Raw genomic sequence first — 20,768 nt, 5'->3', positions numbered from 1 at the left:
GCAAATAGAATTTGTTCAATTAAACCGCTATGCATTGTCCATTTTGCAACGCCGCTGATAGTAAGGTGATTGATTCACGTTTAGCTGCTGAAGGCTGCCAAATTCGCCGTCGTCGTGAATGTATTAGTTGTAATGAGCGTTTTACAACTTTTGAAAGTTTTGAAGTGGTGATGCCTCGTGTCACCAAGTCTGATGGTAAAAATGAACCTTATGATGAAGCGAAACTTCGTCGTTCACTCATGCATGCTTTACAAAAACGTCCTGTGACACAAGAACAAATTGAAGCGGTGGTCAGTGATATTCAACTTCAAATTCGTCGACTAGGTGAACGTGATGTGCGTTCGCGTACTATAGGCGAAATTGTAATGAAGGCTTTATTTGCACTCGATCATGTCGCATACGTACGTTTTGCATCTGTATATCAAGATTTCCAAGATGTAGAAGCGTTCCGCCGTCAAATCGAACAAATGCAACACCGAGATCAAGAACATTAATCTCGCCCCAAATTCAACTTCAAGGTTATGAATGTCTGAGTTCTCGCAACAAAAGATCGATCAAGATCAAATGTGGATGCGTCGTGCAATAGCATTGGCGAAGAAAGGTCAATATTCGACAAAACCAAATCCTAATGTAGGTTGTGTCATTGTCAAAGACGGACAGATTATTGGTGAAGGCTTTCACCCCCAAGCTGGGCAACCACATGCCGAAGTGTTTGCACTTCGTCAAGCAGGGGAGCAAGCACAGGGTGCAACCGCGTATGTCACATTAGAACCTTGTGCGCATTATGGTCGTACTCCTCCTTGTGCTAAAGGTTTGGTCGAAGCGGGCATTGAAAAAGTGATAGTGGCTTGTTCAGACCCTAATCCATTGGTTGCTGGTAAAGGTGTGGCTATCCTACAACAAGCAGGTATAGACGTTGAAGTCGGGATCTGTGAGTTGGAAGCGCGTCCTTTGAACTTAGGCTTCTTTAAAGCTATGTCTAAGGGATTACCTTATGTACGTTTAAAGGTCGCGTCGAGTCTCGATGGTCGTACAGCAATGGCTTCAGGGGAGTCGAAGTGGATTACAGGTGAACTGGCACGTCAGGATGTTCAACATTGGCGTGCAATTTCTGGTGCAGTGATCACGGGTATTGAAACAGTGTTGGCTGATGATTGTCAGTTGAATGTTAGAGCTCTACCGAATATTCAATTAGAACGAGTTGTGCAGCCAAAACGTGTGATTTTAGATCGTCAAGGTCGCTTACCTTTAGATGCTAAAGTGTTAGAGAATCCTGATACTGTCATGGTCATGGGACCATTTCGAGCAGAGCTTGCACAACTTGGCGTGATTCAATTCGAAGTTCAGCCCTTAGTTGAGTTGCTAAAAGTCTTAAAAGATTTTCAAATCTATGATGTGATGGTGGAAGCTGGTGCAACCCTATCTACTGCATTTTTGCAGGAAAATTTGGTAGACGAATTGATTAGTTATATTGCGCCTACACTATTAGGTCAATCAGCTCGTCCAATGTTTAATGCTGAATTTAAACAAATGACAGAACAACTCCGTTTTAAACTTCAAGATGTAACTCAGTTAGGTGATGACATCCGTTTAAAATTAATCCCTGATCAAGAGTCGCTATGAGTACAGAGTCAACGGTTTATCATAAACGTCGCCATGCAGCACGTACGACAGATGAGTATTTGTTTAATCAACTTGTGCCTTATTTAGGCAACAAGCGTCGTTTATTACATTTGATTCTTGAGGCATTAGAAAGCACTGGAACTTTGAATACGAGTTCAGGTCGAGCGCCTATCTTTGCGGACTTTTTTGCTGGGAGTGGTGTGGTTTCTCGTTTGGCTCGTCAAAATGGCTACCGAGTAATAGCGAATGATTGGGAGCCTTACAGCCACGCACTCAATCATGCCATATTGTCATGTACTGAAGCTCCTGTTTTTAAAGAATTAGGCGGATATCAGAAAGCAATTGATTATCTTAATCGCTTGCCTGAGGTCAAAGGATGGGTAACACACAATCTCTGTCCTCGTAATGATGAGATCTATGATCCTTCACGAGACCGTTTATTCTTCAAACGTCGAAATGGCATGCGCATTGATGCAATTCGTCAACAAATTGCAACCTGGCAAGCTCAAGGTGCAATTGATGATGTGGAAATGAGCGCTTTACTTGCACCTTTATTGTATTCAGCAAGTTTTGTGAGTAATACGTCAGGCGTATTTAAGAGTTTCCATCACGGCTGGGGCGGTAAAACTCAGACGGCTTTAGAGCGAATTGAATCATTACTATGGCTGACCCCAAGTCGTTTTTGTGAAAATTCAAATCTGACAGGCCCAGCAGCTGAAATGTGGTGTGTGGATGCTCAACACTTAGCAAACCAAATGAGTGGTTTCGAAGTCGATGTGGCATATTTGGATCCACCCTATAATCAGCATGCGTATAGTAGCAACTATCATGTATTGAATGCTTTGACTTTATGGGATCAGGTAGATTTACCAAGTCCAGATACTAAGGGTTTCAAGAGTGGAATCGACCGTGCTTGGCGTAAAGAACGACCAAGCCCATACAATTCTTCTAAACATGCCAAAGAAGCGTATGAAAAGCTTTTGCAAACCATTAATGCACGCTATATTTTGACCAGCTATTCAACGGATGGAAATATTGAGGCTGGCGATTTACTTAAAGCGAATTTAGAGCGTGGACGAGTCACAATTTTGACTCAAGATGTTCCAAGATATCGTGTGAGTAAGCAGCGTCAGTCTGAGCGTGCGCGCGTTCTTGAGTTTATCGTGATTACAGACACGCACGCAAAATCAGGACCGCCAATTCGACAGTTACTTGGTCAGTTACACCACTATGCTGAATTGGGTGGAGTTGACACTACAGGCGTCGCTGAACAATTGGATTTATGGTAAAAATAGAACAAATTTAAGAGTACCCATTATGTTTACAGGCATTGTTGAAAGTTTAGGAAAAGTCGAAAGTTTACAAAATGTAGGTGGTGATATCCGCTTGCGTATACAGACTGATCTTGATATGTCTGATGTTCACTTGGGTGATTCTATTGCGACTAATGGCATCTGCTTAACTGTTATTGCATGGGGCAATCAATGGTACGAAGCAGATGTGTCACTTGAAAGTATTCATCGTACAACTTTATCGAGTTGGAAGGTTGGGCAAACCGTCAATGTAGAAAAAGCGATGTTACCAACAACTCGTTTTGGTGGTCATATTGTTAGTGGACATGTAGATGTTGTTGGTGAAATTACGGTGCAACGTCAAGATGCACGTTCACTCTATTTTGAGGTAACGGCCCCGCCTGAAATTGCAAAATATTTAGCGGAGAAAGGTTCCATCACAGTTGATGGAATTAGTCTTACAATCAATCATCTACGTGGCAATGTGTTGAGTTTAAATCTTATTCCTCATACTGCAGAGCGGACCAATATTAGTACGTGGAAAGTCGGGACTAAAGTAAACTTAGAAGTCGATGTACTTGCACGATATATTGAACGTTTATTGCTTGGGGATAAGGCTGCTGAACATAAACCTGAGTCTAAATTAAGCATGGAATTTTTAGCACAGAATGGCTTTTTACGTTAAAAAATGATTAAAATAGAAAACAGCCTAAATTTTTAGGCTGTTTTTTTGTTTAAATAAATTAGGTATACAATCTATCTAAAGGAGAAAGCAACATGCTCAGAGAACTTCAGAATGATTGATTTTTTACTGCATTTAGAGCAGCTTTTACCTAGTTTATTAGAGCAATATGGCGTATGGATTTACGCAATTTTATTTTTAGTGATATTTGCGGAAAATGGTTCCGTTTTCATGTTTTTTTTACCTGGGGACAGTTTGCTCATCGCCATCGGTGCTTTATGTTCGACCACTGAGTTGATTCATTTGCACTATATGGGATTGTTATTATTTATCGCCTCAGTCCTTGGTTATATTCTCAATTTCTATACAGGGCGATGGCTTGGTATTAAATATTTTAGCGACCACTCACGTTGGTTAAAACCTGACTATATTGCCAAAACGAATGCTTATTTCGAAAAACATGGTGGTAAGACCATTTTAATTGCGCGCTTTATCCCTTTTGTACGTTCTTTTGCTCCATTCGCTGCTGGCTCTGGATATATGAGCTATAGCAGTTTCATGTTTTACAATATTATTGGTGCTTGGATTTGGATCGCACTTTTACTAGGTATGGGGTATGGCATGGGAAATATATTCTCAGCCGTTTTAGATTTTTTTGCTTAAATTGATACTTCAAACCTGATAAAAAAAGCCCTCAGTGGGCTCTTTTAAATTTTATTAATGGTGAGTGATGTGCGATCAAACCAATTCTCTACCAAATCTTCATCTTGAATTAAAAAGTCGCCTCTTTTCGACTCATGTTTTAAATACACTAAAACCGATTGAAAATCTGCTCGACTAATCAATAGTTCTTGAGCACTGATCGTGACATGTTCGCCAGATTTCAAATGAGTGATTCGTTCAGAGATGTTGTTTAAAAGATCCATGGTGATACTTTCCTCCTGTCCGTCAAATCGCAGAGAGCATTTAAATCACATTCATGGTGTGACAAATATGTTTCATTTTGATGACACTAAGCATCCACCGTTCGAGCCTCTAAGAAGGTAGAGATGTATTTTTTAAAATAAGTTCGATCTCTTCTTTTGCTGCTGCTTGAAGTTTTGATTTAAAGATTTGTACGGCATCTTCAATCATGGTTTCAGCTTCAAGCTCGAGACGTAAACGAATCGTATCTAAATCTTGATGAATTGATAAATGCGCAGGAGAGTTTCCTGAAAAGTCCCGATGGGGTGTAGTCACTTTTTGGTATTTTTCAGTATATTCATCGATTTCTGCATCAATCACTTGTCGTAACTGTACGAGCGAATCGGTTTGTTGTTGAAATTTTAGATATTCGTCTTGTAGAAGCTTTTGATTATAAGCCTCTTGCAGTGCACGTTTTTCTGCTAATGATTTTTCTAAAGCCAATTGCTTACGAATACGTGCTTCTTCAATTAATCGTGCTTTTTCATCCGCATAAGACTGTTCAACCTTTAACTGAGCCACTTGTTGGGCACGATTATCATGGTCTAACCATTGATCTGGTTGAGTTTGAGGTTCGAGTAAATCACTGATGCGATTAAGGTCGTCAATAAAAGCTTGGCGAACCGCTTCAGGTGCTTTCAACCAACGTTTTTTAAAATCTTGACCGACATTAATGGCCACCGCGATTCTCCTTTTTCCAATGACAACGCGCTAAAGTTTATGTGTTTGAGGTGAGATACCTAATTTTCGATAGGTTTTATATTTCTCTCGTCCAATTTCTTTGGCAGCCTCGTTGTTTTCAATAATTTCGATAATGTGACTGAAACGTGAAGGATCTTCAAGTGCATGAATGTGAAAATTAAACACGATCCATTCCTGAGTTTCAGGGAGCTTAGACGAAATACAAATAGCTGCTGATTGATCATCAATGCCATGTGTCAAAAAACTCTGCGGATCGAAACTCCAAAGTAAATCATCGAGTTCGTTTTGAATGCTCAATTCTGGACAATGAATCCATATTTTTGCAGGGTGACGCAGAATTTTTCGACATAAACGACAGGCACTTTGGACCTGTCGTTCTGGACTCTTTTCAAATAAGTAGAAGCTGATTTTAGACATTAATTTACGCGATTTGCGAGAAATTGAACCAATAATGGAACTGGGCGACCAGTTGCACCTTTTGCTGCGCCAGATGTCCAAGCTGTACCAGCAACATCTAAATGTGCCCAACGATATTCACGTGTGAAGCGTTGCAAGAAACAAGCAGCTGTAACAGCACCAGCTTTTGGACCACCAATATTGGCAATATCAGCAAATGGAGAGTCAAGCTGTTCTTGGTAGTCATCATAGACAGGCATACGCCATACACGGTCAAAGGATTGTTCACCAGCTTGAGAAAGTTCATGTGCCAGTTCATCATCTGGTGTGAACATACCTGTTAAAACAGAGCCTAAAGCAACAACACAAGCGCCTGTTAATGTTGCGATATCAATTACAAGTTCTGGGTTAAAGCGTTTGACATAGGTCAGCGTGTCACAGAGGACTAAGCGACCTTCGGCATCTGTATTTAGAATTTCAACAGTTTGACCACTCATCGTGGTGACGATATCACCTGGTCGAGTTGCATGACCTGATGGCATGTTCTCAGCCGCCGCAATTGCACCTACAACATGAATCGGAAGGCGAGCTTCACAGAGTGAGCGCATGGTTCCTAAAACTGAAGCTGCACCACCCATATCGTATTTCATTTCATCCATGCCTAAACCTGGTTTTAATGAAATACCACCCGTATCGAAAGTGATTCCTTTACCCACGAGGACGATAGGAGCTTGTTCAAGTTGACCTTGATATTCAAGAGTAATGATACGTCCAGGGCGATCTGAACCTTTGCTGACTGCAAGAAATGCATTCATGCCAAGATCAGCAATTTGCTGTTCATCTAGCACGGTTACTTTCAATAAATCTGGGAATTCTGCTGCCAATGCAATTGCATGATCCGCTAAATATTCAGGAAAACAAATATTTCCTGGACGATTTGCTAAATCACGTGCAACGTTTTGACCGCTTTCAATTGCTTGAATTAAGTTAAGTTGATTTGACGTTAGCGTAGAGTTTGATGCAATTAGATGAACTTGTTCGAGTATAAAGTCATTTTTTTTCGACTTAAACTCGTCAAAAGCATAAGCAGATTGAGTGAGTTTAAGTGCAAATAAGTAGTGTAATTCATTCGGCAAAGCTGAAATATCAACACTGATTTGTTTGAATTTTTTTTGTGAAGCTTTGATAATAGTTTGTGCAATTTTTGCTAATTTTGCAGCTTTAACTTCTTGTGCATTACCTAAGCCAAGTAGAATGCTATTCGGTTGATTATCAATTTGACCCAATAACGATAAAGACTCATTGAAACCTGCTTTGAATTGAGCTGCTTCAGTTAGGCTGTCTAAATTGTTGATTTGATAGTTGCTTTTAACTGCAAGGGTGTTTTCAGAGTCGACTAAAATAACCAAATGTTGGCTTTCTGAAATTTGTGCCAATGATGTATTAATTGAAAGTTTCATATGCTTGTTGTGTGCCTATTGAGACCGTTTAAATCATTAAACCATTGAAACACTACCAATGATAGAATTTCAATGAGGTTTTATATTTTTAACATTCGGGTAAACTAGCGCTAGCCGATTTAACCTAATTTTGGAAGATTACTTTGATTATAAGACGTTACCTCGTCAAACAAGTGGTATCTACCTCTGTGGTTGTGATTTCATTGCTTACACTCATCATGTTGGGTGGGCGTTTGATCAAGTATTTTGGCGTGGCAGCTCAGGGTCGAATGGATGCAAGTATTTTATTTAGCATCATTGGCTACCGTCTTCCAGAATTTTTGACATTGATCTTACCTTTAGGTTTTTTCATTGGTCTCATGTTGGTGTTTGGCCGACTGTATGTAGATCATGAAATGGCGGTTCTCAATGGCAGTGGTGTTAGTCGTAATCAATTGGCTCGTTTATTGTTACCTCTCACAGCCATTTATTTGGCCATTCAAACGGTATTAATGGTATGGATGTCTCCATGGGGTATACGTGAATTTGAAAAGCTTACGACGACCCAAGCGGTTCGATCAGGCTTTGATTTGGTACGTCCAAAAGAGTTTATTTCCTCAGGTCCTTATACCATTTATGCTGGTGCACTTTCAGAAGATCGTAAAAACTTAAAAGAAATTTTCTTCTATCAGCGAGCAGATAAGCCTGAAAAACCTGACATCATGATTTTAGCGAAAGAAGCGACACGTGTTGAAATGGTCGGTGAAACAGCGAGTGTTGTTGATTTAACCCAAGGTCGCCGTTACGAAATTTATCAAGATAGTCCGAAATATAGTCATACTGAATTTGCTTCATATCGTTTGCGTCTTGAAAGTGATAAAGAGGCGAAATTTGAAAGTGGTGATGTAGAAGCGTTACCAATTTCGAAGTTAATTGAAACTCGTGAAGATCCTGTAGTAGCCAGTGAATTGGGCTGGAGAATATTTGTGCCATTTACATTGATTGTGGCATTGATGTTAGCAACGGCATTGTCTGAGGTTACTCCACGCCAAGGACGATATTTAAAATTATTTCCTGCACTCTTAATTTTTGCCAGTTTGATTGTGGCATTAATGGCGATTAAAACCAGAATTAGTAAAGATGAGATTGGTATTTGGGCTTATCCCGCTATCTTGATTGTTTATGCAGTGGGTGCAGCGATTTTCTCGCGTAAACAAAAACTAGCACCTAAGTTAAAAAAACGAATTGAGCAGGTGAAATCATAATGTTGGCACGTCGAATTGTCGCAAAACATGTGACGAAAACCACAGCGCTGGCGATGTTGGGTGCTACAGCGATTTTATCAGCCCTTCAAATTCTTTTTACCTATATGGGTGAATTAGGCAGCCTGAAAGAAGGATATGGAGCTTGGCAAGCACTTATTCATGTTCTATGGGCTTCACCGCAATATTTATATGAAATTTTACCTATTTCAGCATTGATTGGTGCAGTGCTCGGTTTGGGTTCAATGGCTTCAAATAGTGAGCTGATTGTCATGCGCGCTTCAGGGATTAGCCTGTGGCGTATTGTGGGTTGGGTCATGCGCTCAGCAATGCTCTTGGTATTGCTTTCATTTTTACTCAGTGAATATGTTATTCCTTACACCAATGAGCGGGCGGAAAGTATTAAAGACCGTCGTTCTGTTGCTGAGCTTGGCGAAGTCAAAGGGTATTGGACTAGAGAAGGTCAACGATTTATTTATATTGACTATGCAAATGCGCAAGGGCAGTTACGTCAAGTTGAGATGATGGACTTTGATCAAGATTATCGTCTGAAGTCAGTCTTGACTGCGAATCAAGGTCAATTTGTACAAAATGGACAATGGTCTTTAATTGAAGCCAGTCAGATGGATATTTTTCCTGAAGGCTATTCGAGACTGATTCAAACTCCTCAGCAGGATGTTGCTTTAGCGCTTCAACCTAAATATGTTCATATGGTGACGATTGATCCTGAAGATTTAGCTCCAAGTCAATTGATCAGTTTTATGCGCTATATGGATGAATATAGTCAAGTTCCTAAAACGTATTTACTTGCATTCTGGCAAAAAGTGGCTTCGCCATTTGCATTGTTGGCACTTGTACTGATTGCTTGCTCATTTATTTTTGGCCCTTTACGTCAACAATCCATGGGATTTCGTTTAGTAATTGCGTTATTTGTAGGGCTTGGTTTTTACTACCTACAAGACTTCTTAGGGTATGCGAGTTTGGTGTATTCACCATCTCCCGCTTGGTTTGTTTTTCTGCCAATTGTGCTTATCTTTGCGGTAGGTAGCTATTTGCTATATCGAGCGCGCTAGAGAATTTTTAAATTGAAAAATAGATGGTCTAGATCAATCAAAGCCATCGTGTTCAGATAGAGTCTTAATGAAAAATTCGTTAAGATACGTTGATTAATTTGTAAACAGAAAAGAGTGTATATCATGACGGATGCAACTGCTGGCAAAATCCCTCACGTTTTAGTCATTATGGATGGTGTGGGTCATCGTGAAGCGGTCGAAGATAATGCTTTTCTTGCAGCGAAAACACCTAATTTAACTGCAATGAAACAGAATCATCCACATGGTCTGATTTCAGGTTCAGGTGAAGATGTTGGTCTTCCAGATGGCCAAATGGGGAATTCAGAAGTTGGTCATATGAATCTTGGTGCTGGACGCGTGTTGTATCAAGATTTCACTCGTATTACCAAAGATATCCGTACTGGTGATTTCTATAAACATGAAGTATTGGTTGATGCTGTAGAAAAAGCAAAAGAAAATCAAAAAGCAGTACATATTTTTGGATTGTTGTCTGAAGGTGGTGTTCACTCTCATGAAGACCATATTGTTGCTATGGCAGAGTTGGCACTAAAAAGAGGTGCTCAAGTCTATTTACATGCTTTCTTAGATGGTCGTGATACTCCCCCTAAAAGTGCACAACCATCTTTAGAGAAATTAGATGCATTATTTGCCCAATATCCAGGTCAGGGTCGAATCGCAACGATGATCGGTCGTTATTTCGCAATGGATCGTGACAATCGTTGGGATCGTGTCGAACAAGCATATCGTTTATTAACAGAAGGTGAGGCTGTTCGCGTAGTTGAGTCTGCTGTGGAAGGTCTCGAACAAGCGTATGCTGCTGAAGAGTCAGATGAGTTTGTGAAAGCAACACGTATTGGGGATGTAGCCGCAGTACAAGATGGTGATGCTGTTGTTTTTATGAATTTCCGTGCAGATCGTGCTCGCGAATTGACAAAAGCATTTGTTGAACAAGGCTTCGATGGTTTCGAGCGTAAAGTTGTGCCTCAGCTTGCGAAATTTGTCATGTTAACGCGCTATCAAGCGACAATTAATGCGCCGGTGGCATATATGCCAGAACCGTTGGTCAATTCAATTGGTGAATACCTGTCTAATTTAGGTAAAACTCAATTACGTATCGCGGAAACTGAGAAATATGCCCATGTGACTTTCTTCTTCAGTGGTGGTCGTGAAGATGAGTATCCAGGTGAAAAACGTATTTTGATTCCATCACCAAATGTTGCAACCTATGATTTAAAACCAGAAATGAGTGCTTATGAAGTCACTGATGAGTTAGTGAATGCAATTAATTCAGGTGAATTTGACTTACTCGTTGTGAACTATGCAAATGGCGATATGGTTGGACATACAGGGGTATTCGATGCTGCCGTTAAAGCAGTAGAAGCAGTGGATGTCAGCTTAGGTCGCGTCTATGATGCAGTGATGGCGAAGAAAGGCCATATGTTGATCACTGCGGATCACGGTAATGTTGAACAAATGCAGGACTATGAAAGTGGTCAAGTCCATACTCAACATACAACTGAGCATGTGCCATTTATTTATGTAGGTCCAACTCAAGCGAAAATTGCAGAGGGTGGTGTGCTTGCAGATGTTGCACCGACATTATTGAATTTAATGCAGTTGCCTGTTCCTGCTGAAATGAAAGGTCGCAATTTAGTGACTTTAGTTTAAAAATAAGAAGGAATTCAGTATGAATCCATTGTTATTCAAACTCATGTTAGGTCTAGCTTTAAGTTTGAATGGGGTTCATGCTTTCGCTGCTGGATCTAAGGGTCCAGCAGTTGATCCTTTAGAAGAAGACTGGTCATCTAACAGTTCAGAAGTTCCGATTGAATCTATACAGCAGTTTGTTCAGATTTACGGTACAGTAAAAGAAAACTATGTCACTGAAGTCACTGACGATCAGTTATTTTTACAAGCGATCCAAGGTTTGGTGAGTGGGCTAGATCGTTACTCTCGCTATTTATCTCCAGAAGATTATCGCCAACTCCTCAAATATACCGAGGAGGATTTAGCGAGTATCGATTTTGATCTTAGCTTTGATACCTCACGAGGTTTATGGCAGATCGAAAATTTAGATCCCGATAGTGACTCGGCAAAATTAGGATTGGCCAACGGCGTTACACTTTACAAAATTGATGGACAAGAGCTTAGATTGTTAAACCAAGATCAAGTCAAAGACTTGCTCAGCGGCTCGATTGGATCAACCATCAGTTTACAAAGATCACCGAACTCATCTCCAATTATTTTAGTGAGAAATCAAAAACTAGATGTTGCCGATATACAAGCACATATGCTGAGTAATCAAGTTTTACTATTAAAGGTGAAAGTTTTTCAGCAAGATACTGCGAATGAAATAAAACGTTATATCGATGAGCATCATAGCCAACAACTCAAAGCTGTTTTAATAGATCTAAGAAATAATCCGGGTGGATTATTATCTTCTGCTGTGGAAACGGCAGATTTATTTTTAAATCAGGGTTTGATTGTATCTACACGTAGCCGTTCAGAAGGTGATCAACAATTCCAAGCTTTACCTGGACATGAATTTACAGGGCTTAAAGTCGGAGTATTGATTAATCAACGTTCGGCTTCTGCAGCAGAAGTATTTACGGCAGCAATGAAAGATCATCAACGCGCCGTAATCATTGGTGAAAAGAGTTATGGTAAAGGTGTTGTGCAAAAACTCTTTCCACTTGAAAATGGTGCGGCACTACAAATGACAGTATCTCATTACTTAACACCGAATGGTGTCGAGATTGATGGGCAAGGCATAGCCCCTAATATCGAATATCCTTGGCCGCAGGATATGAAGGAGGAGGTTTACCTCCAACATGCAGCTGATTTGTTGTTAAGAAGCCGTTAAATATCATCAATATCGTGGTGATGCTAAGTTATTCATCTTCAGTATCTAAACCAAATTTTTTTAAACGATATCGTAATGAGCGGAATGTCATTCCTAATTTTTTGGCGGCTAGGGTTCTGTTCCAATGCGTTGAGTTTAACGCATTAATTAAAACTTCTTTTTCTACTTTCTCAAGGTATTGTTCTAATCCCTCTTCGGGCAAACCTTTGGGTGTCTGAGAAGGTAAATCAGTAATAGCTTCAATTTGACTATTTGGTTGTTGTGCTAAAGGTGGGGATGTTAAGCCTAATGAAGGGCTTTTAACATGCTCGACGGCTATGAGCTTATCATCGCAAAGTGTAAGTGCACGCTCGATGATATTTTTAAGTTCGCGTACATTACCTGTAAATGGTTGTTGTTTAAGGAATTGTATCGCCTCTTGAGATAGTTGAGGGGCTTCAATACGCCATTCACTACTGATTTTATCAATAAAATGTTGAGCTAGAACGGGAATATCTTTGGGTCTATCGCGGAGTGGGGTAAGACGTAAATCCATCACATGAATTCTAAAAAATAGATCTTGTCTAAATTTGCCTTGTTGAACCAATTGCTCAAGATTTTGATGGCTTGCACTGACAATCCTAAAATCAACATCAAGCTCTTTATCACTGCCAATCGGACGGATTTTCTTTTCTTGAACTGCTCTCAGCAATTTAGCTTGCATGGCGAGTGAAAGCTCAGCAATTTCGTCTAAAAATAATGTCCCACCGTCAGCTGTTTGAATTAACCCTTGTTTGTCTTGGTCAGCACCCACAAAACTGCCTTTGATATGACCAAATAATTCACTTTCCATCAGGTCTTCATTCATCGCACCACAATTGATCGCGACAAAGGCATGATCATGACGATTACTGAGTTGATGAATAAGATTCGCAACGATTTCTTTACCAGTCCCTGATTCACCTGTAATAAAGACAGGTGCTTGTGATCGAGCTATTTTTTTGATTGCTGTACGAAGCTGTTGAGTTTGTTCTGAGACACCGATCAGCAGTTGTTCCTCAAGTGGAAGCTGATTGAGATCATTATCCACTGCAGGGGTATGTAATGCTTTCTTAAGCAATTGATGCAAATGCTGTTGATTAATGGGCTTACTGACGAAATCGAAAGCGCCTGCTTTTAAAGCAGAGATTGCCAGCTCCATATTGGCATAGGCGGTCAGTACCGCGATGGGCGTCTTCGGATAGTGCTGGGTGACGTATTTAACTAAATCGATGCCATTGCCATCCGGTAAATTGAAATCGGTGATACACGCATCGTATTTATATTCGCTTAGAAAATGTAGCGCTTGTTTCAAATGATGTGCCATATGCGTTTTAATGCCCATCCGAGAAAGGGTCATTTGCATCAACATACATAAATCAGGTTCATCATCGACTAAAAGTACTAAAGGTTGTTGCTTTACCATAACCTGATCTTATCCATCTAAACGTCTGTCTTATGGCATGTAATACGAAAACATGCACCTTGCTGTTCTTGCTCGATATAACTCAATTTTGCTTGGTTAGCTTCACAAATACTTTGTGATAAATATAATCCTAAACCAGTTCCATTGGTTTCAGTACTAAAAAATGGTTGAAATAATTGAGATAAATCATGTTGTTGGATGCCTTTGCCAAAATCGATAACATCAATAAAAATTTGATTTTCTGAACAACTGCTTCTGACAAAAATGTACTCTGCGGTCGGATCATTATGACGAATAGCATTACGAATTAAATTAATCAGAACTTGTCGCAGTTGGATTTCATCAAAATAAACTTCAAGATTTGCTTCAAGCTGTAATTGAATATGAGAACTGATATCTGCTAAATCTTGGTGAATAAGATCATGCATAAACTGTTCAAAATGAATTAGTACACCAGCAGTTTTTTTATTCTTTGCCATATCCAATGTGTCTTTGACGATTTTATCAATACGCTTTGCTTGCTTGGCAATCATTTGATTGAGCATACGTTTTTGTTCTTCATCTGAATCATCATTAAGTTCATTAGCTTGTACGATTGCCGCTAAAGGATTACGTATTTCATGTGCAATGCTGGCTGATAATTGACCAAGAGAAGCTAATTTCATTTGTTGAACTTTCTGATTAAGTTTTTGCGCATCTTCCAAAATTAATAGCGTGAGTGCTTGTTGAGGCGTAACCAGTTTTTGAACACGAATATCAACTGTATAGGATGATTGATGAGATTCAAACTGAAAGCGCTCTCCATGAGCAACCAATGTGTTTTTGAGAATTTCATAGAGATCTGGTTGGAAGTTGGCAAGATTATATTGTTCATGAGCATAGAGTGGCGAAATACCGAGTAGGGAACATGCAGCAGGATTGCAGACGATAATTTTACAGTGATCATCTAAGACCAGATAACCAACTTCGATTTGCTCAAGAATATAACGATTAATATTTTGTAATTTAAAGAGTTCGTTAGCTTGATGTGTATTGACCGATTCGAGTACTTGAAACCGTTGTATTGATACTTGACCAATGCCATGAACCACAAAAAATAAAAAGGCAAGAAAGGCACTGTCACCAATATTATTTAGACTTTCAATGGAGAACAAACTACCAAAAAACTGTTGATATACGACCCCAATCACCGCGACCAATGTGATGAATAAGGCTTGGTTTTTACTGAGTAAAAAATTTGCTGCAAAGACGGAAATGACAAACAATAACCCAATTGCGATATTGGGGCCACCGAGTGCAAAAGTAAGAGTATTTAGAAAGAGCAGGTCAACTGCAAATAAGGTGATAATTTGTTTAGAAATAGCTTGTGGTAAGTATTTTAAAACGATCGTTTGTATGATGCTGCTTGCAACATAAAGGAGTAAAGCGTAAAAATAGATTGATTCGTATTGATAAAAATAACGTTCAGAATCAATCGTCAGTAGGAATATGAGCGTTAAGCTTAGGGCAATAATGACACGATAACTTGAATATAACGTTCCAAGACGGTAGATCGTTTGGTAAATAGAAATTGAAGCAGCAGACGTCATTGGAATACTCAGATCAAATTAAGGCTTAATCAAACCATAACGAATTGCCAAATGCGTCAGTTTGACATCACTATCGATTCCTAATTTTTCAAATATACGATAGCGGTAGGTATTCACTGTTTTTACGCTAACAAAGAGTTTGTCTGAAATTTCTTGGGCACTAATACAATTCACAACCATCATCGCGACTTGCATTTCACGTTCAGAAAGTGCATCGAAAGGAGAAGTTTGTGTATCAGATAAATAAGAACTCGCAAGCTGTTCAGCAATATCTGCACTGAAGTATTTACCGCCTTGCATGACTTTATTAATTGCACGAACCATTTCTGTGATCGGAGCTCCCTTCGTGATGTAACCACGAGCCCCCGCTTTTAACAGTAGTGATGGATAGGGTTCTTCCGCTAGGCCACTGACGGCAAGAACTTTGGTATCAGGTGCTGTTTGTAATAAACGGCGAGTGGTTTCTACGCCACCGATACCAGGCATATTCACATCAAGCAAGACGACATTAGGGTGGTGTTGACGAACAAGACTAATGGCTTCTTCACCGGACTCTGCTTGACCAATGACTTGAATATCTGCTTGATCTTCAAGCATACGACAAATACCTGTACGAACTAACTCATGGTCATCTACCACTAATACCGTGATCACAAACACCTCCTCTGAAATCTATTCTTACTTTTTTGTTACATGATGCAAAAATTGCTTGCATTGGACTAACAAAAATAGCAATGCTATTCCTAATCTTTACTAAAATACTGTGCATAATCACGTGGTTTAATATTAATCACGTTTGTACCTAAATGTAAGTCATATTTGAGGTGATTAGCAATGATGCAAAATGCCTCCGTAAGATGAGTAAGTTATCGTGAAAAAACAGAAATTAACGCTAATGCATGTGCTGACTACATCAGTACTACTCTCTATGAGCTCATTGAGCTTTGCAGAATTAATTAATCATGCTAATTCTGCACCGGGGCAGGCGAATATCAGTTGGTCATCTGAAGATGCGAGCCAATTCTTAAATAATGATAGTGTCAAAGCTTCTACTTCCTCATCAGAAGAGTATACACCTCAAGCAACGACCACAATTACAACAACAATTCGTAAATCTACAGGCCCTGCAACCTCAACATCACCAACTACGCAGATTCTTGATAACAGTCGCTATAGTAATCAACCTTCAGTGAACGCGCGTGCAGCATTGGTCATGGATGCAAATACGGGTGAGGTCTTATTTAGTAAGAACACGAATACTGCTCTACCGATTGCGTCTGTTACAAAATTAATGACAGCTGTTGTGATCGCAGATGCACAATTAAATATGTCTGAAAATATTACGCTGCAAAGCATTGATTTTGCAGGTGCGGGTGGTAAAAACTCAAGCTCGACATTGCGTGTAGGTGACACAATGAATCGTGCTGAAGCCTTATTATTCGCTTTAATGAAATCTGAAAATCCTGCAGCTGCGGCTTTGGCTCGAACATATCCAGGAGGTCGTGCGGCTTTCGTCTCTGCTATGAATAATAAAGCACGTGCCTTAGGGATGCATTCATCTAAATTTACTGAGTCAACAGGTCTAGATCCTCGCAATGTTGCATCTGCGCGGGACTTGGGCATCTTGGTGAGTACCGCATCACAGTACGGTCTTATTCGTCAATTTTCTACGACGCCAACCTATGATTTTAACCTCGGTTATCGTGTGTTGAAATCGAACAACACGAACTCTCTCGTTCGTAACGGTGGCTGGAATATTAACATTTCAAAGACGGGATTTATTAATGAGGCTGGGCGTTGTGTGGTGATGCATACGACTTTGAATAATCGTCCAGCTGTAGTTGTGCTTTTAGGAGCAAGCAATACTCAAGCTCGTAATGATGATGCTGTTCGCTTAATGCGTTGGACCAGTCAGTTACCACGTGCGATCTAGACCATAAATAAAAAACCCTGCAGATGCAGGGTTTTTTATGATGCAATCTTACATATTAGACAAAATTGAATCGCGTACTTGATCCATCGTTGCATCAATTGAAAGCATGACTGCATCAGAACACTGTTTGATAGCAGTATCAGGATCTTTAAGACCATTACCTGTTACAGTACAAACAATGACTGAACCTTCAGCAATTTTGCCCGCTTTAATATCGCGGATTGCACCACCAATCGAAGCTGCAGAAGCTGGCTCAACAAATACACCTTCATACATAGAAAGCAAACGTTGAGCTTCTAAGATTTCAGCATCTGTTAACTCATCAAACCAACCTTGAGAGTCACGTACTACCGCTTTCGCATGGTTCCAGCTTTGTGGGTTACCAATACGGATTGCTGTTGCAACAGTTTCAGGGTTTTGAACAGGTGCACCACGTAAGAATGGTGCTGCGCCAGAAGCTTGATAGCCAACCATCGTCGGTAAACCTTCAGGTTTAGGACCAGTGAATTGATCAGTTTCAGCATCGTAAATTACTTGCTCAAATTGATCCGCAGGTTGGTTTGCAACAGCTTCTGTATAACCCATCCAGTGTGCAGTGATGTTACCTGCGTTGCCTACTGGTAAGCAGTGATAGTCAGGTGCACGACCTAATTCATCAACGATTTCGTATGCAATCGTTTTTTGGCCTTGCAAACGGTAAGGGTTGATTGAGTTTACGATAGTTACAGGGGCTTGGTCAGCAACTTCTTTAACAAGGCGCATACCGTCATCGAAGTTACCACGAATTTGCATTGTGATCGCACCATACATCATTGCTTGAGCCATTTTACCCATTGCAATTTTGCCTTCTGGAATTAAAACGAATGCTTTAATACCAGCGCGAGCAGCATAAGCGGCAGCGGCAGCAGAGGTATTACCTGTAGATGCACAGATAATCGCTTTAGAGCCTTCTTCAACCGCTTTAGTGACTGCCATGGTCATACCACGGTCTTTAAATGAACCAGTCGGGTTTAAGCCTTCGTACTTCACATAAATTTCAACATTTTTGCCAATTAAACGTGGAATATTCGCAAGCTTAATCAGTGGTGTATTACCTTCGCCTAGGGAGATTGCACGAGTAGTTGCAGACACTGGTAAACGGTCGCGATAACGGTCAACTAAACCAGTGTAACGATTGGCATTAGACATGATGATGTTCCAATTGTGTGTAGAGCTGGAGAGGGCAGCAGTACCCTCTACCCGAGATGATTAATTATCAAGCGATTCTAAACGAATTCGTACAATTTCGCCATGGATGACGGGTAATGCTTGAATTTGTGAAAGCGCTTCATCCATTTTTGATTCAACAATAGGATCTGTCAGAATCACGATAGGAATAAGGTCTTTTAAGCGAGGTTGCTGCATAATGGCATCAATACTGATTCCTGCACGACTCAAGATCGTAGTAACTTCAGCAAGTACGCCTGTTTGATCTTCAGCATTAATACGGATGTAGTAACCCGTTGTCATTTCTTCACGACTTAGAATTGGTAAGTCTGTGAGTGCTTCAAATGCTAATTGTGGAATAGTTCCAGCACCGTCTTCAGTATAAGAAATGTCACGAACGATATCGATAACGTCAGCGACTACGGCAGAAGCAGTTGGACCAGCACCAGCACCAGCACCATAATATAAAGTTGGGCCGACTGCGTTCGCTTGTACGAGAACAGCATTTTTAACGCCGTTTACATTTGCGATCAACTGGTCATCTGGAATGAGCGTTGGGTGAACACGTAGTTCAATGCCTTTTTCTGCACGACGTGCAATACCTAAATGCTTAATACGGAAGCCAAGATCTTCGGCGTACTTAACATCTTGAGCAGTAACTTTGCCTATTCCTTCAGTAAAAACTTTATCAAATTGAAGTGGAATACCAAATGCACAAGATGCAAGAATGGTTAACTTGTGAGCAGCATCAATCCCTTCTACATCAAAGGTTGGATCTGCTTCAGCGTAGCCAAGTTCTTGCGCTTCTTTCAGAACGTCCGCAAAAGCACGTCCTTTTTCACGCATTTCACTTAGGATAAAGTTGCCTGTACCATTAATGATGCCTGCAAGCCAATCGATTTTGTTGGCAGCTAAGCCTTCACGAATTACTTTGATAATTGGAATACCGCCAGCAACAGCTGCTTCATAGGCGATCTGCACAGCATTGTCTTCAGCAAGTTTAAATAATTCGTTACCATGTTCAGCTAAAAGCGCCTTATTTGCAGTGACAACTTGTTTGCCATGAACAATTGCTTCTTTGATGACTTCATAAGCAGGGTGAATACCGCCCATGACTTCAACAACAACATCAACATCAGGTTGACGAACGATATCAAGAAGGTCGGCACTTTGTTTAACTGAGTCAGGAAGATTTAAATCTGGGCGAGGGCGACGAGTACCCACATAAGTAATTTGAATTTCACGACCGGTGCGACGTCTAATTTCAGCAGCGTTTTCTTGTAATAGTTTAAGGGCACCACCACCTACGGTTCCAAGACCGAGTATTGCCAGACGAACTGGTTTCACGTCACACTCCAAAAAATATGTAAAATTTTATTGAACCTAGATCATAGCTAAAAAAAGAGGCAGACTCTAGGGTCAATCGAGTTAAATATTGATGTATAAAAAGCAGTAATTTATCTCATAAATATTAGTTATTTAAGCTACGTAGTATTTCATCTGCTGTCATGTATCCACCAAGATAAACACCTTCTGAGCTGTAAATTGCAGGCGTTCCATTTACACCCATTTTTAAACCCATTTGGTACTGATCTTTAACAGGATTTTCACAGTTGGTATTGTCCAATTGTTGACCTGAAATAGCTTGATCAAATGCAGTTTTACGATCTTTACTACACCAGACACTTTCCATTGCTGGGAAATACTGTTCTCCACGTGGCCACGCGATATAACGAACTTCAATTCCTTTAGAATTGATTTCATCCATATGTTCATGCAATTTATGGCAGTAAGGGCAGCTGATATCTGTAAAAACGTAAACGATATGTTTGGTTTTAGATTTAGCTGGATAAATAATGAGATCTTCAGCTTTTAACTGGCTTAGTAATCCTTTACTCAATGCCGACTGGAAGGATTGTCCAATATCTTCAACTTTTTTATTACCTAAACGTAGTAAATCACCTTGGAAAATATATTGGCCATCTGCAGTAGTGTATACCGCAGTCATACCCTCTAAATTGACCCAGTAAAGATTTGGTACTTCGGTTGGTTTAATGTCTATAATTTTGGCATTGATATTTGCGGTTTTAAAATTTTTCTCTAACTTTTGAATCAAGCGTTGTTGCGCATTTCGCTCAGTTAAATTTGATGCTTGGCCCGTTGCTGGTGCAGTTGCCGTTAAAGTCCCATCAGATTTTTGCGTGTCTTCAGATTTGGAGCATGCACTGATAAAAAGCGTCGTTGCAAGGGTAGAAGCGAATAAAATTTTCGAACGGGTAAATAACATAAACAACCCTTTTA

The 20,768-nt window shown here is 40.1% G+C and carries 19 protein-coding genes and 2 pseudogenes; 10 read left to right on the top strand and 11 right to left on the bottom strand.

The annotated features are described in order from the left end of the window. Nucleotides 1-29: 29 nt before the first annotated feature. The 5 genes from nrdR to AC1M9A_RS07480 all read left to right on the top strand — a co-directional run bounded on the left by nrdR (nt 30) and on the right by AC1M9A_RS07480 (nt 4,260). Entirely contained in the window at nt 30-494 is a 465-nt protein-coding gene (gene nrdR / locus AC1M9A_RS07500) for a transcriptional regulator NrdR (RefSeq protein WP_092767359.1), read from the top strand. A 31-nt stretch (nt 495-525) separates the two neighbouring features. Then, nucleotides 526-1,623 carry a bifunctional diaminohydroxyphosphoribosylaminopyrimidine deaminase/5-amino-6-(5-phosphoribosylamino)uracil reductase RibD gene (gene ribD, locus AC1M9A_RS07495; protein WP_481607885.1) on the top strand — a complete coding sequence of 366 codons (1,098 nt, stop codon included), beginning with the start codon at nt 526-528 and terminating at the stop codon, nt 1,621-1,623. Further along, complete coding sequence (locus AC1M9A_RS07490) at nt 1,620-2,912, top strand: DNA adenine methylase (RefSeq protein WP_481609963.1); 1,293 nt, start codon at nt 1,620-1,622, stop codon at nt 2,910-2,912. Before ribD ends, AC1M9A_RS07490 begins: the two co-directional genes overlap by 4 nt. A 28-nt stretch (nt 2,913-2,940) precedes the next feature. Continuing rightward, a complete protein-coding gene (locus tag AC1M9A_RS07485) occupies nt 2,941-3,600 on the top strand; it encodes a riboflavin synthase (protein WP_092767353.1) in 660 nt (219 codons plus the stop codon). Between the two features lie 111 nt (nt 3,601-3,711). Further along, nucleotides 3,712-4,260, top strand: a complete 549-nt coding sequence (locus tag AC1M9A_RS07480) for a VTT domain-containing protein (protein ID WP_481609962.1) — start codon at nt 3,712-3,714, stop codon at nt 4,258-4,260. A gap of 44 nt (nt 4,261-4,304) precedes the next feature. Here AC1M9A_RS07480 and AC1M9A_RS07475 read toward each other — a convergent pair whose 3' ends face one another. The 4 genes from AC1M9A_RS07475 to AC1M9A_RS07460 all read right to left on the bottom strand — a co-directional run bounded on the left by AC1M9A_RS07475 (nt 4,305) and on the right by AC1M9A_RS07460 (nt 7,118). Next, nucleotides 4,305-4,523, bottom strand: coding sequence for a hypothetical protein (locus tag AC1M9A_RS07475; protein ID WP_481591496.1), 219 nt, complete (start codon nt 4,521-4,523; stop codon nt 4,305-4,307). A gap of 109 nt (nt 4,524-4,632) precedes the next feature. Then, complete coding sequence (gene blhA / locus AC1M9A_RS07470) at nt 4,633-5,241, bottom strand: cell division protein BlhA (RefSeq protein ID WP_481609961.1); 609 nt, start codon at nt 5,239-5,241, stop codon at nt 4,633-4,635. A 30-nt stretch (nt 5,242-5,271) separates the two neighbouring features. Next, nucleotides 5,272-5,679: a DNA polymerase III subunit chi gene (locus AC1M9A_RS07465; protein WP_092767347.1), complete on the bottom strand. Its 408-nt coding sequence runs from the start codon at nt 5,677-5,679 to the stop codon at nt 5,272-5,274. After that, nucleotides 5,679-7,118, bottom strand: coding sequence for a leucyl aminopeptidase (locus AC1M9A_RS07460; RefSeq protein ID WP_481609960.1), 1,440 nt, complete (start codon nt 7,116-7,118; stop codon nt 5,679-5,681). Before AC1M9A_RS07460 ends, AC1M9A_RS07465 begins: the two co-directional genes overlap by 1 nt. Before the next feature lie 143 nt (nt 7,119-7,261). Here AC1M9A_RS07460 and lptF point away from each other — a divergent pair, with 143 nt between their 5' ends. The 4 genes from lptF (at nt 7,262) to AC1M9A_RS07440 (ending at nt 12,295) form a co-directional block, all read left to right on the top strand. Continuing rightward, nucleotides 7,262-8,362: an LPS export ABC transporter permease LptF gene (gene lptF, locus AC1M9A_RS07455; protein ID WP_035263893.1), complete on the top strand. Its 1,101-nt coding sequence runs from the start codon at nt 7,262-7,264 to the stop codon at nt 8,360-8,362. Continuing rightward, nucleotides 8,362-9,432 carry an LPS export ABC transporter permease LptG gene (lptG, locus tag AC1M9A_RS07450; protein WP_035263894.1) on the top strand — a complete coding sequence of 357 codons (1,071 nt, stop codon included), beginning with the start codon at nt 8,362-8,364 and terminating at the stop codon, nt 9,430-9,432. Before lptF ends, lptG begins: the two co-directional genes overlap by 1 nt. 123 nt (nt 9,433-9,555) lie before the next feature. Then, complete coding sequence (gene gpmI, locus AC1M9A_RS07445) at nt 9,556-11,100, top strand: 2,3-bisphosphoglycerate-independent phosphoglycerate mutase (RefSeq protein ID WP_035263895.1); 1,545 nt, start codon at nt 9,556-9,558, stop codon at nt 11,098-11,100. A gap of 19 nt (nt 11,101-11,119) precedes the next feature. Further along, nucleotides 11,120-12,295, top strand: a complete 1,176-nt coding sequence (locus AC1M9A_RS07440; RefSeq protein ID WP_228143113.1) for a S41 family peptidase — start codon at nt 11,120-11,122, stop codon at nt 12,293-12,295. Between the two features lie 28 nt (nt 12,296-12,323). Here AC1M9A_RS07440 and AC1M9A_RS07435 read toward each other — a convergent pair. The 4 genes and pseudogenes from AC1M9A_RS07435 to gacA form a co-directional block, all read right to left on the bottom strand. After that, nucleotides 12,324-12,503, bottom strand: a pseudogene (locus tag AC1M9A_RS07435) (helix-turn-helix domain-containing protein); the annotation flags it as partial. Between the two features lie 107 nt (nt 12,504-12,610). Beyond that, a pseudogene (locus tag AC1M9A_RS07430) lies at nt 12,611-13,739 on the bottom strand (sigma-54-dependent transcriptional regulator); the annotation flags it as partial. 17 nt (nt 13,740-13,756) lie between these two features. Beyond that, nucleotides 13,757-15,328 carry a sensor histidine kinase gene (locus AC1M9A_RS07425; protein WP_481609959.1) on the bottom strand — a complete coding sequence of 524 codons (1,572 nt, stop codon included), beginning with the start codon at nt 15,326-15,328 and terminating at the stop codon, nt 13,757-13,759. Nucleotides 15,329-15,346: 18 nt separating this feature from the next. Continuing rightward, nucleotides 15,347-15,982: a response regulator transcription factor GacA gene (gene gacA / locus AC1M9A_RS07420; RefSeq protein WP_092767334.1), complete on the bottom strand. Its 636-nt coding sequence runs from the start codon at nt 15,980-15,982 to the stop codon at nt 15,347-15,349. 217 nt (nt 15,983-16,199) lie between these two features. On the opposite strand from gacA, the gene AC1M9A_RS07415 reads away from it, so the two are divergent. Further along, the gene (locus AC1M9A_RS07415; protein ID WP_481597448.1) at nt 16,200-17,261 is read left to right on the top strand and encodes a serine hydrolase; all 1,062 of its coding nucleotides are present in this window, start codon (nt 16,200-16,202) and stop codon (nt 17,259-17,261) included. Between the two features lie 48 nt (nt 17,262-17,309). Here AC1M9A_RS07415 and thrC read toward each other — a convergent pair whose 3' ends face one another. From thrC to AC1M9A_RS07400, 3 genes are all read right to left on the bottom strand, one after another. After that, complete coding sequence (gene thrC / locus AC1M9A_RS07410) at nt 17,310-18,449, bottom strand: threonine synthase (protein WP_092767330.1); 1,140 nt, start codon at nt 18,447-18,449, stop codon at nt 17,310-17,312. A 60-nt stretch (nt 18,450-18,509) separates the two neighbouring features. Continuing rightward, nucleotides 18,510-19,814, bottom strand: coding sequence for a homoserine dehydrogenase (locus tag AC1M9A_RS07405; RefSeq protein WP_481609958.1), 1,305 nt, complete (start codon nt 19,812-19,814; stop codon nt 18,510-18,512). Nucleotides 19,815-19,938: 124 nt separating this feature from the next. Continuing rightward, on the bottom strand, nt 19,939-20,754 hold the full coding sequence (locus AC1M9A_RS07400) for a DsbC family protein (RefSeq protein WP_481609957.1): 816 nt from the start codon (nt 20,752-20,754) through the stop codon (nt 19,939-19,941). Nucleotides 20,755-20,768 lie beyond the last annotated feature (14 nt).

The organism is Acinetobacter sp. ANC_7634, from assembly GCF_056779875.1.
The sequence above is the reverse complement of the archived record's forward strand: the minus strand, read 5'-3'. Positions and strand labels throughout refer to the sequence as shown.

Coding starts and splice junctions, on each gene's coding strand:
- nrdR (WP_092767359.1), top strand. CDS start 30: ATGCATTGTCCATTTTGCAACGCCGCTGATAGTAAGGTGATTGATTCA.
- ribD (WP_481607885.1), top strand. CDS start 526: ATGTCTGAGTTCTCGCAACAAAAGATCGATCAAGATCAAATGTGGATG.
- AC1M9A_RS07490 (WP_481609963.1), top strand. CDS start 1,620: ATGAGTACAGAGTCAACGGTTTATCATAAACGTCGCCATGCAGCACGT.
- AC1M9A_RS07485 (WP_092767353.1), top strand. CDS start 2,941: ATGTTTACAGGCATTGTTGAAAGTTTAGGAAAAGTCGAAAGTTTACAA.
- AC1M9A_RS07480 (WP_481609962.1), top strand. CDS start 3,712: ATGATTGATTTTTTACTGCATTTAGAGCAGCTTTTACCTAGTTTATTA.
- AC1M9A_RS07475 (WP_481591496.1), bottom strand. CDS start 4,523: ATGGATCTTTTAAACAACATCTCTGAACGAATCACTCATTTGAAATCT.
- AC1M9A_RS07465 (WP_092767347.1), bottom strand. CDS start 5,679: ATGTCTAAAATCAGCTTCTACTTATTTGAAAAGAGTCCAGAACGACAG.
- AC1M9A_RS07460 (WP_481609960.1), bottom strand. CDS start 7,118: ATGAAACTTTCAATTAATACATCATTGGCACAAATTTCAGAAAGCCAA.
- lptG (WP_035263894.1), top strand. CDS start 8,362: ATGTTGGCACGTCGAATTGTCGCAAAACATGTGACGAAAACCACAGCG.
- gpmI (WP_035263895.1), top strand. CDS start 9,556: ATGACGGATGCAACTGCTGGCAAAATCCCTCACGTTTTAGTCATTATG.
- AC1M9A_RS07440 (WP_228143113.1), top strand. CDS start 11,120: ATGAATCCATTGTTATTCAAACTCATGTTAGGTCTAGCTTTAAGTTTG.
- AC1M9A_RS07425 (WP_481609959.1), bottom strand. CDS start 15,328: ATGACGTCTGCTGCTTCAATTTCTATTTACCAAACGATCTACCGTCTT.
- thrC (WP_092767330.1), bottom strand. CDS start 18,449: ATGTCTAATGCCAATCGTTACACTGGTTTAGTTGACCGTTATCGCGAC.
- AC1M9A_RS07400 (WP_481609957.1), bottom strand. CDS start 20,754: ATGTTATTTACCCGTTCGAAAATTTTATTCGCTTCTACCCTTGCAACG.